Source organism: Paenibacillus sp. J31R122 (assembly GCF_056269185.1).
Genome location: NZ_JBWDNM010000005.1, coordinates 354,247 through 369,034 on the forward strand (window position 1 = coordinate 354,247; position 14,788 = coordinate 369,034).

Consider the following 14,788-nt stretch of genomic DNA (forward strand, 5'->3'; position numbering starts at 1 on the left):
GAAGTCGTATTTGGGCGATATTTACTGTTATACTATCCAAAAAGCATAAAATCTATTTTTATCAAGGAAGGGAGGTGAATACATTGTTCGAACTTGAGCTGCATGACGTCGCCCCATATATATTTTCCATTAGCTTGCTTTGCTCATTGGCCTATGCCTATGCTTCTCATTTGCATTCTGGGGCTTATGAATACTGGGAGCGAAGTCAGGTTATAAACGTGTTGTTTATTGCTCTGCCTCAGCAGATGCTTATCCGCAACGTTCCGATTCACCACTGGCTAGCTAGAAAAGTGAAACGAAAGGAATCACCCGATGACGATATAGCAGACTGCTCAGCCTCGTTTGTTGCGCTATTTTCAAACAAACGAGGAGGATTTTTATGCAGAAGAACAATGTATTCCCTTCATTAAGATATGGACGTGTGTTAATAGCCGGCATCATGCTGGCAGGTTTGCTTCTAATTAGCGGATGCGGATCGGCTAGCGGTACGATTGACGGAGATACGCCGGGTGTGTTTAATCATTACATCATTTATCCCTTGTCAGCTGTGCTGCAATATCTTGCTGATCTGTTTCAAGGCAATTACGGCTTTGCGATTATCGGAATCACTCTCATCATTAGGCTCGCGCTGCTGCCGCTCATGATGCGTCAATATCGTTCGCAGCATCAGATGAAGCAGAAAATGTCCGTGCTTCAGCCTGAGCTTAAGCTGATAAAGGACAAGTATAAGGGGAAAACGGATGCCGCTTCCAAGCAGAAGCAGCAGCAGGAAACGATGCAGCTGTACCAGAAGCATCAGGTTAACCCGCTTGCGATCGGTTGTCTGCCTATGCTCATCCAAATGCCAATCTTGATGGGCTTATATTCAGCCATTAGGCTGACGCCAGAGATCGCGGATCATTCCTTTCTATGGTTTAAGCTGGGTTCACCGGACGTTGTATTGCCAATCATTGCAGCGGTTATCTATTTTATCCAGTTTAAAGTATCGCAGCCGGCTCAGACAGGAGCAGAGAACGCACAGGCCAAGCAGATGGCTTTCATGGGATACTTATCCCCCATTATGATGGGGATTTTCGCACTATCTGCACCTGCGGCAATTTCGTTGTATTGGGTAACGGGCGGGATATTCATGATTGCACAGTCTTACTTGGCCAAAAAAGTGTACGTCACGCCGAAGGTGGAGACAGCGCTGAAAGGAAGCGTATAAATAGAAGGAGACGATCTCATGTCAGTCGGTGTATTAGCTCATTTATTCGGAAGCTTGCCGTACAAGGAGCTTGCTTCAAGGGTAGCGGCAAGCGGCTTTAGTCATGTACAGCTGGCTTTGTGGAAAGCAATCAGCGATGTCGATTTCAGCAGGCCCGGCAACATAAGTCCGGGTCTTGCCAACGCGATCGGTGAGGAGTTTCACAAAAATGGTGTTTCAATATCGGTACTCGGCTGCTATGTTCATCTATTCGACCGTAATGATGAGCAACGCCGTGCTAATGTGAATCGATTTAAAGAATTGCTTCGATACGCGAAGTTTTTTGGAGCTCCAATGGTAGCGGCAGAGACAGGGCGGAATGAAGGCAACGACTATACAGAACGCGATTGGTCTATCATGAAGGAAACGTTGGAGGAGCTCGTAGAGGAAGCAGAGAAATGGGGCGTGTTTGTTGGCTTAGAGGCGGCAAACGATCATTTGATCGGTACTGCGCCTCAGCTCGCTCGGATGCTGGAGGAGGTTCCTTCCTCCAACATCGGTGTTGTGCTCGATCCTGGAAACCTGTTGACGGCAATCAACTTTGAGCATCAGGATCAAGTCATTATGGAAGCGTTCGAGCTTCTCGGAGACCGCATTATTGCAGCCCATGCGAAAGACTGCATTTTAGTTGAGGATGGCAGGCTGGAGACGGTTGCAGCGGGACTCGGCAGGATGAATTATGAGCTATATATGAGACTTCTTAATCAATACAAGCCTCAAGTGCATATCATTATGGAGGAGGCTGCGGAGATTCAAATGGCGCAGTCCAAAGCCTATATTGATAGTATCCGCTCACGTATGTAACATCATAGAATCATCCTAAAACAGTAGACTAGCGGGAGTTCCGCCGGGGCTGCTGTTTTTTTTGTATTCTTTATGTTCTTTATGTTCAGATACAACTGATAATAAAACAATTCACGTAATTGCTTGCTTCTTCAGAAATTATCTTTTCGTTTCTTCCAGTCAGATGAATTAATATTAGGAATAATATCCAACATTATGAAACTTGATTATTTGACTCTCGTATTACGTTGAAGGAATTTGAAACTTGCAGCTAGAGTTGGTATAGGTACTATTGAGAACTATTATGCAGAAGAATCAGGCATTGATATATTGACAGAAATGTGGAAAACGGGTGATGAAAAGATACTTCTCGACGTGACATTGGAAGCTGCGGAGCAGGCTGAGCTGAATAAAGCTATGCTGACAGATCGCAATCATGCGATGGTCGAAAAAATCGACGGATATTTGAAGAAAAAGGACGGTTCATCATACTTTGTAGTTGTAGGTGCGGCGCATATGCTTGGTGAAGATGGAATAGTACCGCTGCTTGAGAAGAAAGGTTATAAAGTTGATCGTCAGTAATAGATAAGGAACAGGCTGTCGTATTCATGATACGGCAGCCTGGTTTTTATCTTCATACACTACTCCGTGTAAACCTACTCTAATAATAGGAGCAAACAAAAAGCAGCTTATCTGACTCTTTTTCCATAAATAACAGATCGCTAGTCTGTAAAAATCCCTGAATAGAGGGGTTCATTAGCTGAGGTTGGGGGAAGGAAATAAGTTCATACTGTGAAACTAAAGCGTGTCATCATAGGAATAGAGCCGAATTAGTTTCAGAATATGCAGTTAAATCGCAGGAGTGGGTTCACTGATCGAGCCAACTCATCAATTAGGTTCATACTGTGAAACTAAAGCGTGTCAACATAGGAATATAGCAGGATTAGTTTCAGAATATGAAGTTAAATCGCAGGAGTGTGTTTACTGATCGAGCTAACCCATCAATTGTTGAAACTAAATGAGCATCGATCGATTATACATTAGCGTACACGGGAGCACGTATTTGTACAGATGGGCCAAATACGCCCCAGCGAAGAGGAGCAAGGGTCCTCAAGACCGCAACCGTCTAAAATGGCATTGAAATTTAAGAATAACCGAACCTGTGCCCGCATATGCGGTTCTAAACAGCCCATGCAATTGCGCATGGGCCTGCTCAAATGTATTGCTTATTGGTAATGCTGCTCGATTGCTTTACTTATTGGTACTATGCTGCTTAGTGGACAGTACTTTGGCAGGGGTACCATGACCGCCGCGTCTTTTGTTTCGTTCTGCTTTACGCTGCGTATCATGCACTTTATCAATAAAATCCTTTGTGCTTTCCATACCATTCATCCTCCTTTGGTATAAGCTTGCTTCATCCCATTCTTAGAATATCCAATAAATCAGAAATCAGGCATTCAACCGCCATTTTATGAAAACTTATGTGACAAGGTACACCTACCGAATGGAGAAAAACCGCATATTACAATGATGGGCCGCAAAAGTCAAGAAAATAGTTAAATGTTATTTGCCTTTGTTATACGAAATATGGTAAGATAGAGGTAATTGCAACATGAACCAAGATTTCACATATCACTGCTTTTCATAAATGATGACTGCCCCTTACCTATAAGTTTGAGGCAGTTTTTCCTTTTTAAGCGAGGGGGGCTGACCATGTACAATCGTAAAAAACCGCTAGAAGAAATTCCGGAAGAAAAAACGAAGGTTTGGACATGTGTAACAGAGGGGTGCAACAGTTGGATGCGTGATAACTTTGCGTTTGATCACGTTCCAACTTGTTTAATGTGTCATGCACCGATGGTAGTCGGCGAGAAAATGCTGCCTGCACTGAATAACTCTAATGGCGACCTAAAAGCGCTGAAGAAGGGTACACCTATTACGTAGGCAATCTTTCTTGATGAAAAAAAGCCAAAATCTGATGGAAGGGCAAAAGCCGTCCATCTAGGTTTTGGCTTTTTTTTTTGTCAAAAAGACTTCCCTGTTCGAAGGACCATTTTTCCTCTGCTGCAATCAAGCTGGATTGACATAAATTGAAGTGAAGTTTAGTAAGGATTATGGTAAAGAGCAGCCGCGGCTTATGGATGAGAATAGGCGGGGGTCTAGGAGGCGGAGTTCTATGCAGAACGCAGTAGATTTCATATTGATGTGGAGCACGATTGGGATCATTGTTCTTCTTGCCATTGCAATCTTGGCGGATAAATATTCTGAGACAAACGAAGCGGCAGTGCCTCATCACTCATCAAAAGTCATTACCGGCGGGGCTCAGCATATTGGAGAGCGTGAGCAGCAGCAGGACACTTATGTCTGTTCTCCGTCAGAGGATTCTGAGGCGATCGCGCGTTATGGTGTATTTGCGGCGCTTGCAGACGGTATGGGAGGCTTTGCGATGGGGCAAGAAGCAAGTCGGCTTGCTATAGAAACGTTCCAGAGCAGCTATATGGGAAAATCAGCAGAAGATTCGGTATCATGGGCATTAATGAGAGCGCTTCAGTCGGCGAATAAAGAGGTCTTTGAACTGGCGAAGCAAAATGATTTGGAATGGAATGTGGGAACGACACTTATTGCGGCCGTTATTCAGGAGGGAAAGCTTTACTGGATTTCGGTGGGAGATAGTCGCATATATCTGTATCGCGAAGGACTCATCACTCAGCTAACAAGAGACCATGTATATGCGAATCGACTGAATGAACGGGTGAAGGCCGGAGAGCTGACCATAGAGGAGGCGAGTACGCATCCAGAGCGCAGTTTGTTAACTAGCTATCTAGGTATCCCTCAGCTGAATGAAATCGATAGAAATCGTGAACCCTTTCGTCTGCAAAAAGGTGATTGGGTATTGCTGTGCAGCGACGGCTTGTATGAGGAATTATCAATGGGGCTGTTAGAGGAGGCCTATCAATTAACGCCAGAAGCAGCCGCAAAATATATCTTAAAGAGCATTATTGATGAACAGAAACCCTATCAAGATAATGCGACCCTTGTTATTTTATCTTATCATTAATTCATTATTTACTTTTGAAGTCTGCTGGTTAAAAGAACGGATCGGGGTAATCTAAATGGATACTAGCTAGGGAGGCATTCCATATGGTGAGCAACGAGTATGGTCAGAGAGGTAAGAAGAGTCTAGTGACGGAGAAGGATATCGATCCGGCGTTTGGTCTGTTTACGGAGGAAGTACAGCAAGAAGTAGTAAAAGACGCGGCTGAAGAGCTATTGGAGAAATATCCATACCATACGGCAGGCAGGAAGGGAGAGTAAAGAAATCTTATCAATTGCTGCAAAGGGGACGCCGCCGCGTTCCCTTAATTGCCGTGCGCAATTACTCCCTTATATGGTACAATAACGGAACAAATGTTCTTTATAATCGAAGTGCGGATACGCTCGAAAGCGAGTAAGGAGAAGTTATGCAGGACATTTACACGGTCGCGATATCAGTTAGGCATCTGGTCGAATATGTATTTTTAAGCGGGAGCATCGATACGAGGCTAAATACAGTGGATGCGATGCATGAAGGAACGAAAGCGCATCAACGCGTGCAGCAGACATACGGAGAACAGGATCATAAAGAGGTTTATGTGCGAGCGGACATTGCAATGAATGATCTGTTATTTGTTGTGGATGGGCGCTGTGATGGACTGCTCGCAACAGAGCCTATACTAACGATTGATGAAATAAAATCAACGGGCGGCGATTTGGATCGAATTAGCGGGGATGGATCGCCCGTACACTGGGCGCAGGCGATGTTTTATGCCTACATGTACGCCAAGGAGCATGGCGAAGTACAAATGCGCGTGCAGCTAACCTATGTGCAGACCGAGACGGAACAAGAACGACGTTTTGTAAGAGAAGCAAGCATAGAGGAGCTTGAGCGATTTGTATTAGAGGTTGTCGAGCGTTACGCGCCTTACGCGCAGCAGCGCCGTCTTCACGAGCAGACGAGGAATGAGAGCATTCAAGAGCTCTCTTTTCCGTTTGATACGTATAGGGCGGGGCAGCGTAAGCTGGCAGGTGCTGTGTATAAGTCAATCGAGGAAGGCGTTCGATTGTTCGCGAAGGCTCCTACCGGTATAGGCAAGACGATTTCTACAACCTTTCCGAGCATTAAAGCTATGGGTACTGGCATGGTGCAGCGCTTTTATTATTTGACGGCGCGTACGACAACTAGAGCGGCAGCGGAGGCCGCGATGCTGTTCATGCAGTCGAAGGGACTACATTTTCACACAGTGACGCTAACTGCGAAGAACAAAATTTGCTTCCAAGAGGAGGTGCGCTGTGAGAAGGAGCATTGCCCTTATGCCGATGGTTATTATGATCGTATTAATGGGGCTGTTCTTGATATATTGAGAAATGAAACGGTCATGACGCGGACGGTAATTGAAGAGTATGCAAAGAAGCACATGGTATGCCCATTTGAGTTTTCACTGGATGTCGCTTATGCCGCCGATGCGGTCATATGCGATTACAATTATATATTTGATCCGCGTATTTCATTCAAACGGCAGTATGCGGAGCAGAAGAAGAAGACGGTGCTGCTTGTGGATGAGGCGCATAATCTGGTTGATCGCGCGCGGGAAATGTTTTCTGCGGAGCTGTCTAAGACTTCATTTCTAGCGCTGCAGCGAGAGTTGAAGGGCGTGCATACGGAGGGCTATAAGGCAGCAAAAGCGGTCAATGATTACTTTATAGCACTGCGCAAGCGGAGTGAGGATGCGTCGTACAGGGTAGATAAGCAGCTGCCGGAAGAGCTTGTCGACTTGGTGGAATTGTTCGCTCTGTCGGCGGGACAAGCGCTCTCAGGTGTTGGACTGCTTGGTGGCGGTAACGTTAGCGGACTGCTGTTGGATACCTTTTTTGCGGCACAAAATTTTATTCGTACGGCGAAGCTGTTTGATGAGCGCTACATCGTCTATACCGAGCTAACGAAAAATGACGTCAGGCTGAAGCTGTTCTGCCTTGACCCATCCATGCTTCTGCAGCAAATGGGCAAAGGCTATCGTTCTCATATTTATTTTTCGGCGACGTTGTCTCCAGTATCCTATTATATGGACATGCTGGGAGCGGGCGAGAATGATTATACGCTAACAATACCTTCCCCGTTCTCAAAGGAGCAGCTGCAAGTTATTATTGAGCCGCTATCAACAAGGTATAATGATCGTAATGATTCGAAGCTCCCGATAGTTAAGCTGCTGCAGCGTTTAATAAATGAGCGTCCAGGAAATTACTTTGTATTCTTTCCTTCGTATGCTTATATGAATGCGGTCTACGAGACATATGTGGAATTGGTGGACTGGACGGAGTCTGTGGGCAGTGATAAGGATGTTGATTTGCTGCTGCAAAAGTCTGATATGTCAGAAGAGGAGCGGGATGAGTTTCTAGCCTCGTTCCAAGCAGGAAGCAAGCGGACGCTGATTGGCTTTGCTGTGATGGGCGGAGTTTTCTCAGAGGGGGTTGACCTCACAGGAGACCGTTTAATCGGTGTTATCGTCGTAGGCGTTGGGCTGCCGCAGCTTGGCGTGGAGCGTAATATGCTGAAGGATTATTTTAATGAGCAAGGAAAAAACGGCTATGACTATGCTTATGTATTCCCGGGTATGAATAAGGTACTGCAGGCCGGAGGAAGGCTCATTCGTTCGGAGACGGATAGCGGTACGCTGGTCCTCATTGACGATCGTTATTTGCAGCCGCAATACCAGCGGCTTCTGCCGGATGAGTGGAAGAGCTAATGATGATTTTCCTAGCTGATATGCCCAAAAAAAAAAGGCTCAGCCTATAATCGGCCAAGCGCTTAAATGATGGAGTTGAGTATCATGTTGATTCATAAAGGCGAAACGCTGTTTCACCAAGGCGAAACCGGTCCGTTATATCATGTGAAGAGTGGTCTGCTCAAAATCGTTCGTGTTCACGAGGACGGCAATCCGTTTCTAGTGAATATTATTGTGCCAAAGGAGACGATTCCGCATCATTCATTAATTAGCCCGATGGCGTACCACGGTACGGCAGTTGCGCTAATGACCTGCGATATCGAGATCGTATCTCCGCAAGAGTGGTATGACGATATTAATCAGAACCCTGTAAAGAGCAGAGAAATTGCCTTGCTTCTTCAAGACAAGCTTCGGATGATGCAGCAAAGAATTGACCAATTGACGCAAGTAACGCCTGCGGATAAGCTGATGAAATTACAGCAGTGGTTTCTAACCTATATCGCGCCGGCAACGCTGACCGATGTTCTAACCCAGGATGAGATTGGGCAGCTCATCGGTCTTCGCCGCGAGACGGTCAACCGGCTATTGCGCGCGCAATCGAAATAAGTAAGTTATTTCGATTGCTATGTTAGCTGTTCCGATCGTTTATTAAACGCTGACTGTCTGCGCCAAACTGGCAGCAGGGCCGAAAAACTCAAAATGAATATCGGAGGCAGGAACGCCCCAAGCTTCTAATGAGCTGTTGATGGCCTGCATGAATGGCAGCGGTCCACAGAAATAAAATTGGGCATTGCGATCAGCGATAACCGTTTGAAGCCAAGGCAGGTCGATATAGCCTTCTTTATGGTGCGTTTGCTGCTCGAGGTCATTTTTCGTCGGATTATTATAGCAATAGTAAACGGACACCTGATGATTCTTGCTAGCTAGAGACGTAATATGCTCTTCCATGGCATGCATCTCGCTATTTTGAGCAGCATGAATAAAAGTAACAGGACGATTCGGGTATTTTTCTGTCAACGTATTCAGCATGCTCACCATCGGAGTTAGTCCAACGCCGCCACTAAGAAGCACTACAGGACGTTCATCTTCTTGGTTCAGAACAAAATCTCCCGCTGGAGCTGAGAGCCACACAACATCGTCCGCTTGAACATGTTTATGCAAATAAGTAGATACCTTGCCTGCAGGGCGGCCTTGACTGCCATCCTCCCTTTTGACAGAAATTCGGTAATATCCTTTTCCTGCACTATCGGACAAGCTGTATTGCCGTATTTGTGTATACTCCTCATCCGCGATATCCAGCTTGATGCTTATATATTGTCCAGGTTCAAAGTCAGCCAATGCTCCTCCGTCCTCGGGTATGAGGTAAAAGGAGGTGATTACATCACTTTCCTTAACTCTTCGTTCCACTCGAAAAGCTCGGAATCCCTCCCAGCCTCCGGATTGATTTTTCGCTTGCTCATACATTTCTTCCTCTATGCCAATAAATGCGCCGGCGATCACGCCGTAAGCATCAGCCCATGCCTGTAAAATATCGTCTGTAGCTGCTGCTCCAAGCACTTCCTTAATAGCCTTCAACAGATGCTCGCCAACGATAGGATAGTGCTCTGCTTTTACGCCGAGACTACGGTGTTTATGTCCAATTTGCTTCACGACAGGAATGATAGCAGCGAGATTATCAATATGAACGGCTGCCGCATACACCGCATTAGCGAGGGCAGCTTGTTGTTTTCCTTGCTTTTGGTTGGCATGATTAAATATATTCAACAGCTCTGGATGAGAGGTGAACATTAATTCATAAAAACGTTTCGTAATGGCGACACCGTGAAGCTCTAGTACGGGAACGGTTGATTTAATGATATCGATCGTTTTATTGTTTAACATAGGAAAATCCCTCCTGTATCTATTCGTTACGCAATTGTTTTTGATAAACCTAATTATAGAGGTCAAAGCAAGCAACTCATGTGATTTGAATCACTTCAAACCGCAACGATTTGTGACAGGCAAGCAAGCTCAACGAATAGCTATCAGCTTTATATGTTTCTCTGATACTATAGCGCTTTATTCTCTATACAACAAAAAAAGCCGACCTACGTAAGGTCGACCTTTTGGCAAATGCTATGTTACTTATACTTGCTGCCTATCGTTGGATGGGCTCAATTCGGAATAAACCTGCTTCACCGTTAGAAGCAGGGCGCTCCTCGTGAACGGCCCAACCGAAGGACAGTACTGACGTTAACTCATCCTTCTCTGTGGAAGTCAACGATGCGTGAACCGCTTCGCCGCCTGTTTCTAAAAGCAGTTCTGGATCCTTCTTGAACCGGATCAAGATCCAACTCCGAATTCCGCGAACCGTGTTGTATTTGATCTGATATCCTTGCATCACTGCTGCTTCGAAGAGATCTGGTTGTTCCGCCGCGAAAGCGGTAAGCGCAGGATAATCAAATTGGAATTCACTTTCGTCTATCGGAAGCTCTTCCGCCTTCACCCTGCGTATTAGCTCTTCATTAGAGTAGCCGTGAGCACGCAAAGATTCCAGCATCAATGCGTCCCATTGCGATAGCTTCACTTGATTTGTTATCTCCATGTCTTGTCCACGCTCCCTAATATTTCTCTTATTTCTTGATCTATTTCTAGAGCACAGCAAACGAAAAGCAGCTAAACGGACTCTGGTTCCGTTATTTCTCTTCTGTCCGGGCCTATTTGACCCTTTTGGTACAAATAACGGATCTGTAGTCCGCACGCATCTCCGAAAAAGGGGAATGTTCATAAATAAGCGCTAATGTGTCCGTTGTCCTATCTGTTATGCCAGCGTAGTTTCAAATTTTGCAATTAAATGAGGCTGCAAAAAGGTGAGCTGCGATTTAGTGTCAGGAGATGAACTTAATTACTGGTTAGCTCGATCCGTGCCCACTTTCCGGTGAATTAGCTGCAAATACTGAAACTAAATCGTCTCTATTCCCATAATTACGCTCATTAGTTTCAATATGTTGAATTAATTTTAATTTGCCTCCAAGCACCCAGATGAATATTTACTTCACGGCGATATCCTATTGACAAATAGAGGGAAATAGTTGAGAGCACTCGTATTCCATTGTACTTTCTCATGCTTCCTAGTACATCCTCTTAAATGCTCTTACATCCTCTTACATCCTCCTACTTCCTCATGATTCCTTCACTCGGCAATCATTATCGGTTGTAGATACCTTATATCGGTTAATCAAAAGGCGTGCTTATTTATATCTTAATGCTCGGCAACAAAGTGTCCAGGACTAACCTCTCGCAGCTGATACTCTCCTGAGCTTGCTCCATAATCAGGAGTACCTTCCTTTGGTGAGGTTCTTTGGCTGATCGCTCGAGGGTCCGGTATTGGAATAGCTGATAAAAGCGCCTTCGTATAAGGATGAAGCGGATTATCATACAATTCATCGCTATCAGCAACCTCTACGAGACGGCCGCCATACATAACGCCGATTCGATCGGAGATATGTCTAACCATGGATAGGTCATGCGCGATGAAGAGGTACGTAAGTCCGAATTCCTCCTGCAAATCTTCAAGCATGTTCACGACCTGAGCTTGCACGGATACATCTAGCGCCGAGATCGGCTCATCACATACAACGAAGTCGGGCTTAACAGACAGCGCTCTGGCGATCGAGATACGCTGCCGCTGTCCGCCGCTGAATTCATGGGGATAACGATAAAGGTGATCACGCTTCAGACCAACCCGTTCAAGAAGTGCCGCGACCGCATCTTTGCGTTCGTCACCCTTGTATAGCCCGTGAATATTCATTGGTTCACCAATTAGCTCCAGGACGTTCATACCAGGGTTAAGTGAAGAGTACGGGTCTTGAAAAATAGTTTGGATCCGGCTCCGAAACGGCTTAAGCTGTTTCTCGTTCAGATTGGAAAGGTTGTGTCCGTCGAAGTAGACTTCACCTTCTGTATAATCGTACAGACGGATCAAACAGCGTCCAACTGTCGACTTTCCGCTTCCTGACTCACCGACCAAACCGAACGTTTCTCCTTGACGAATTTGAAAGCTTACCCCGTCAACAGCCTTCAATACATGCGTACTGCGGCCCCAAATATCTTTACCCTTAGTGAAATGCTTCTTCAGATTCCGGACATCTACGAGAATATCGTTTTTGTTGTTACTCATCCGACTTGCCCTCCTTATCAAGCAACCAGCACATGGCCCGTTGATCGTTGCCGAGCTCGAACAATGGCGGCCGCTCCACGCACTTGCTGAAAGCGTGAGGGCAGCGCTCTATGAACGGGCAGCCAGGAGGCGGGTCGAGCAAATCCGGAGGTGTTCCTTCAATCGGCACCAATCGCTCGCGGGATCCGCCATCGCGCTTCGGAACGGAACGGAGAAGGCCTTGCGTATAAGGATGTCCCGGACGAAAGAAGATATCGTCTACGAGTCCTTCTTCCATGACCATCCCGCCATACATAACGATTACACGCGAGCATACCTGCGCTACTACGCCCAAATCATGCGTAATGAGGACGATGGACATTTTTGATTTATCTTTTAGCTCCTTAAGAAGATCAAGGATCTGGGCTTGTATCGTAACGTCAAGTGCAGTTGTAGGCTCATCAGCGAGTAGAAGATCCGGTTGACAGGAGAGAGCCATTGCAATCATGACCCGCTGCCTCATACCCCCGCTGAATTCGTGTGGATATTGATCGACCCGCTGCTCAGGTGCGGTAATGCCAACCTCGCGCAGCATCTTTATCGCTTCTTTGAGCGCCTCTGCTTTGTTTAAGCCGCGGTGCCTAGCAATGATCTCTGTCATCTGTGCCCCGATTTTTTTGACGGGATTGAGGGAGGTCATCGGATCCTGGAACACCATCGCAATTTGATTGCCCCTGATGCTTCTCCACTGCTTCTCGGATAAGCCGGTTAAGCTCTCTCCACGATAGTTGATCTCTCCTTCGAGCACTTTGCCTGGCGGAGGGATTAAGCCGAGAATAGCCTTCGCGGTAACGCTCTTTCCGCTGCCTGATTCCCCGACGATGCCTACGGTTTCTCCTTCATTAACATGAAAGCTCACACCGCGAACAGCTTGGTTTTCCCCGTCTCGCGTATCGAAAGAAACCTTTAAGTTTTTAACGGTTAGCATCCGTTCTGTCATCTAGTTATTCACTCCTTTGCTAAGCTTCCGTTACCCTAACGGTTTATCTCTTTACAAGCTTCGGCTCAAAGCCTACGCGCAAAATATCACCCAGCACGTTAAAGCTAAGAACCGTCAGCAGAATGAATAGGCCCGGAAATAAAGCGAGATACGGTGCTTGCGCGATGTAGCCCTGCGCGTTATTAAGCATACTGCCCCAAGTCGCATTGGGAGCCTGCACTCCGAACCCAAGAAAGCTTAGGGAAGATTCCATCATTATCGCGGAGGCAATGTTGTTAGTCGCTCCAACTATAATGACAGGCATCAGGTTTGGGAGGATATGCTTGCTTATAATTCCGAATGCGCCTTGACCAGATGCTTGCGCGTACAAGACATACTCCCGTTCTTTGATAGTCATTGTCTCAGCTCTTACGATTCTGGCTATGTTCATCCACATCAAGAGGGAAATAATCACGATAATATTGCCTACGCTAGGCTTTAGAAACACGCTAAGCAGCAGAAGAATAAGAAAGGACGGAATCGACATGACGATTTCGAGCATTCTCATAAGTAAATTATCAATAAATCCGCCGAAATAGCCACTGATTACTCCGACTAATACACCAATACCAGTCGCTAGAATCATGGAAGTGAAACCGACCATGAGTGATACGCGGCCTCCATAAAGAGCTCTAGCGAAGTAGTCCCTTCCAAAATCATCTGTCCCAAACCAATGCTCAGCACTAGGAGTTTGCAATCGCTCCATCACGTTCAGTTCATTAGGGTCATGCGGTGATAAGAAAGCGAACGCAGCCGCTAAAGTGAACACGACAAGGATGACAATTCCCGCGATGCTGAGTCCGTTCGAAAACAGCTCATTGCGGACGTTCCGCCATTTGGTTCGATTCATACGATTACCTCCTCGTCTTAATTCGCGGATCCGCGAATCCGTATAGAATATCCGCAACTAGATTGCCAAAGATCAGCATAACGGAGGAGAATAACGTAATTCCCATAATGACAGGGTAGTCCATTCCTCTTACAGCGGTCATGCCTAGGGATCCGATCCCCGGCCAAGAAAATACCGTCTCCGTGACTATCGCGCCTGTCACCAGGTCTGCAAAAGACATCCCGAGAAGCGTAATAACGGGCAGCAGCACATGTTTCATAACATGACGAAACAAGATGGTTTTCTTTGTCGATCCAAAAGCATATTGAATTTGTACGTAATCTTCCTTAAGCTGACCAATTGTACTCGATCGTATATATCTGACGTAGACCGCAAGAAAACTAAAGGCGAGTATGGAGCAAGGAAGAATACCATGTTTTATGACGTCCATAACGGAATTGACACCGATTGTTCGCATCCCCATGCTTGGAAGCCACTGAAGCTTGACTGAGAAGAAGTACATAAAGAGCATAGCAAGCCAGAACAAGGGAACTGAAATTCCAATATACGAAAATAAGTTGATCAGCTTGTCAACAAAGCGATTCCGGTTTGCTCCCGCGACAAGTCCAAGTGGAATGGCTAGTATAACAGCGAGTGCGATGGATGTACCCATCAAGCCTGCCGTTGCTGGCAGTCGATCCAGAATCTGATCGAGCACGGGTTGATGGTTTATAAGTGAGTAGCCTAAATTACCGGATAATACCTCTTTGATCCAGATTAAGTATTGTATATAGGCTGGCTTATCTAAGCCTAAGTTATGCCGAACCCGTTCGATATCCTCGGCATGCATATTCGGCGTAACGAAAGAGAGAACTGGATCTCCTGGCGCTAGCTTTACCAATGTAAAGCAAACAATCGATACGAAGAACAGCATTGGTATGGTTTGCAGCAATCTTCTGACGATGAGTTGTCCCATGCGTTTTTTTCTCCTAGT

16 protein-coding genes are annotated in these 14,788 nt (G+C 46.0%); 9 read left to right on the forward strand and 7 right to left on the reverse strand.

Annotated features, from left to right (window positions below):
- Positions 1 to 83: 83 nt before the first annotated feature.
- The 4 genes from AC0YN7_RS11300 (at position 84) to AC0YN7_RS11315 (ending at position 2,611) form a co-directional block, all read left to right on the forward strand.
- Positions 84 to 410, forward strand: coding sequence for a hypothetical protein (locus AC0YN7_RS11300; RefSeq protein ID WP_475810084.1), 327 nt, complete (start codon positions 84 to 86; stop codon positions 408 to 410).
- Positions 380 to 1,207, forward strand: a complete 828-nt coding sequence (gene yidC / locus AC0YN7_RS11305) for a membrane protein insertase YidC (RefSeq protein WP_475810085.1) — start codon at positions 380 to 382, stop codon at positions 1,205 to 1,207. The genes AC0YN7_RS11300 and yidC overlap by 31 nt, the downstream gene beginning before the upstream one ends.
- A gap of 18 nt (positions 1,208 to 1,225) precedes the next feature.
- Positions 1,226 to 2,050, forward strand: coding sequence for a sugar phosphate isomerase/epimerase family protein (locus AC0YN7_RS11310; protein WP_475810086.1), 825 nt, complete (start codon positions 1,226 to 1,228; stop codon positions 2,048 to 2,050).
- 237 nt (positions 2,051 to 2,287) lie between these two features.
- Positions 2,288 to 2,611, forward strand: coding sequence for a TraB/GumN family protein (locus AC0YN7_RS11315; RefSeq protein ID WP_475810087.1), 324 nt, complete (start codon positions 2,288 to 2,290; stop codon positions 2,609 to 2,611).
- A 669-nt stretch (positions 2,612 to 3,280) separates the two neighbouring features.
- On the opposite strand, the gene AC0YN7_RS11320 is transcribed toward AC0YN7_RS11315, so the two are convergent.
- Positions 3,281 to 3,412: a DUF4023 domain-containing protein gene (locus tag AC0YN7_RS11320; protein ID WP_475810088.1), complete on the reverse strand. Its 132-nt coding sequence runs from the start codon at positions 3,410 to 3,412 to the stop codon at positions 3,281 to 3,283.
- 330 nt (positions 3,413 to 3,742) lie between these two features.
- On the opposite strand from AC0YN7_RS11320, the gene AC0YN7_RS11325 reads away from it, so the two are divergent.
- From AC0YN7_RS11325 to AC0YN7_RS11345, 5 genes are all read left to right on the forward strand, one after another.
- Positions 3,743 to 3,973 carry a cold-shock protein gene (locus tag AC0YN7_RS11325; protein WP_475810089.1) on the forward strand — a complete coding sequence of 77 codons (231 nt, stop codon included), beginning with the start codon at positions 3,743 to 3,745 and terminating at the stop codon, positions 3,971 to 3,973.
- A gap of 232 nt (positions 3,974 to 4,205) precedes the next feature.
- Positions 4,206 to 5,087 (forward strand): PP2C family protein-serine/threonine phosphatase, encoded by an 882-nt coding sequence (locus AC0YN7_RS11330; RefSeq protein ID WP_475810090.1) that lies wholly within the window; start codon positions 4,206 to 4,208, stop codon positions 5,085 to 5,087.
- A gap of 83 nt (positions 5,088 to 5,170) precedes the next feature.
- Entirely contained in the window at positions 5,171 to 5,344 is a 174-nt protein-coding gene (locus AC0YN7_RS11335) for a hypothetical protein (protein WP_475810091.1), read from the forward strand.
- A gap of 146 nt (positions 5,345 to 5,490) precedes the next feature.
- A complete protein-coding gene (locus tag AC0YN7_RS11340; RefSeq protein ID WP_475810092.1) occupies positions 5,491 to 7,809 on the forward strand; it encodes an ATP-dependent DNA helicase in 2,319 nt (772 codons plus the stop codon).
- Between the two features lie 84 nt (positions 7,810 to 7,893).
- The gene (locus AC0YN7_RS11345; RefSeq protein ID WP_475810093.1) at positions 7,894 to 8,394 is read left to right on the forward strand and encodes a Crp/Fnr family transcriptional regulator; all 501 of its coding nucleotides are present in this window, start codon (positions 7,894 to 7,896) and stop codon (positions 8,392 to 8,394) included.
- A 42-nt stretch (positions 8,395 to 8,436) separates the two neighbouring features.
- On the opposite strand, the gene hmpA is transcribed toward AC0YN7_RS11345, so the two are convergent.
- The 6 genes from hmpA to AC0YN7_RS11375 all read right to left on the reverse strand — a co-directional run bounded on the left by hmpA (position 8,437) and on the right by AC0YN7_RS11375 (position 14,770).
- The gene (hmpA, locus tag AC0YN7_RS11350; RefSeq protein ID WP_475810094.1) at positions 8,437 to 9,669 is read right to left on the reverse strand and encodes an NO-inducible flavohemoprotein; all 1,233 of its coding nucleotides are present in this window, start codon (positions 9,667 to 9,669) and stop codon (positions 8,437 to 8,439) included.
- A 256-nt stretch (positions 9,670 to 9,925) separates the two neighbouring features.
- Positions 9,926 to 10,372, reverse strand: a complete 447-nt coding sequence (locus AC0YN7_RS11355) for a hypothetical protein (RefSeq protein ID WP_475810095.1) — start codon at positions 10,370 to 10,372, stop codon at positions 9,926 to 9,928.
- A 657-nt stretch (positions 10,373 to 11,029) separates the two neighbouring features.
- Positions 11,030 to 11,947: an ABC transporter ATP-binding protein gene (locus AC0YN7_RS11360; protein ID WP_475810096.1), complete on the reverse strand. Its 918-nt coding sequence runs from the start codon at positions 11,945 to 11,947 to the stop codon at positions 11,030 to 11,032.
- Positions 11,940 to 12,926, reverse strand: a complete 987-nt coding sequence (locus AC0YN7_RS11365; RefSeq protein WP_475810097.1) for an ABC transporter ATP-binding protein — start codon at positions 12,924 to 12,926, stop codon at positions 11,940 to 11,942. Before AC0YN7_RS11365 ends, AC0YN7_RS11360 begins: the two co-directional genes overlap by 8 nt.
- A gap of 43 nt (positions 12,927 to 12,969) precedes the next feature.
- Positions 12,970 to 13,815: an ABC transporter permease gene (locus tag AC0YN7_RS11370; protein ID WP_475810098.1), complete on the reverse strand. Its 846-nt coding sequence runs from the start codon at positions 13,813 to 13,815 to the stop codon at positions 12,970 to 12,972.
- 4 nt (positions 13,816 to 13,819) lie between these two features.
- Positions 13,820 to 14,770 carry an ABC transporter permease gene (locus AC0YN7_RS11375; RefSeq protein ID WP_475810099.1) on the reverse strand — a complete coding sequence of 317 codons (951 nt, stop codon included), beginning with the start codon at positions 14,768 to 14,770 and terminating at the stop codon, positions 13,820 to 13,822.
- Between the last annotated feature and the right edge of the window lie 18 nt (positions 14,771 to 14,788).

Excerpts from the sequence above, each read along its gene's own strand:
- hmpA (WP_475810094.1), bottom strand. The coding sequence starts at position 9,669 with ATGTTAAACAATAAAACGATCGATATCATTAAATCAACCGTTCCCGTA.
- AC0YN7_RS11345 (WP_475810093.1), top strand. The coding sequence starts at position 7,894 with ATGTTGATTCATAAAGGCGAAACGCTGTTTCACCAAGGCGAAACCGGT.
- AC0YN7_RS11375 (WP_475810099.1), bottom strand. The coding sequence starts at position 14,770 with ATGGGACAACTCATCGTCAGAAGATTGCTGCAAACCATACCAATGCTG.
- AC0YN7_RS11320 (WP_475810088.1), bottom strand. The coding sequence starts at position 3,412 with ATGGAAAGCACAAAGGATTTTATTGATAAAGTGCATGATACGCAGCGT.
- yidC (WP_475810085.1), top strand. The coding sequence starts at position 380 with ATGCAGAAGAACAATGTATTCCCTTCATTAAGATATGGACGTGTGTTA.
- AC0YN7_RS11340 (WP_475810092.1), top strand. The coding sequence starts at position 5,491 with ATGCAGGACATTTACACGGTCGCGATATCAGTTAGGCATCTGGTCGAA.
- AC0YN7_RS11330 (WP_475810090.1), top strand. The coding sequence starts at position 4,206 with ATGCAGAACGCAGTAGATTTCATATTGATGTGGAGCACGATTGGGATC.
- AC0YN7_RS11325 (WP_475810089.1), top strand. The coding sequence starts at position 3,743 with ATGTACAATCGTAAAAAACCGCTAGAAGAAATTCCGGAAGAAAAAACG.
- AC0YN7_RS11360 (WP_475810096.1), bottom strand. The coding sequence starts at position 11,947 with ATGAGTAACAACAAAAACGATATTCTCGTAGATGTCCGGAATCTGAAG.
- AC0YN7_RS11310 (WP_475810086.1), top strand. The coding sequence starts at position 1,226 with ATGTCAGTCGGTGTATTAGCTCATTTATTCGGAAGCTTGCCGTACAAG.
- AC0YN7_RS11335 (WP_475810091.1), top strand. The coding sequence starts at position 5,171 with ATGGTGAGCAACGAGTATGGTCAGAGAGGTAAGAAGAGTCTAGTGACG.
- AC0YN7_RS11370 (WP_475810098.1), bottom strand. The coding sequence starts at position 13,815 with ATGAATCGAACCAAATGGCGGAACGTCCGCAATGAGCTGTTTTCGAAC.
- AC0YN7_RS11355 (WP_475810095.1), bottom strand. The coding sequence starts at position 10,372 with ATGGAGATAACAAATCAAGTGAAGCTATCGCAATGGGACGCATTGATG.
- AC0YN7_RS11365 (WP_475810097.1), bottom strand. The coding sequence starts at position 12,926 with ATGACAGAACGGATGCTAACCGTTAAAAACTTAAAGGTTTCTTTCGAT.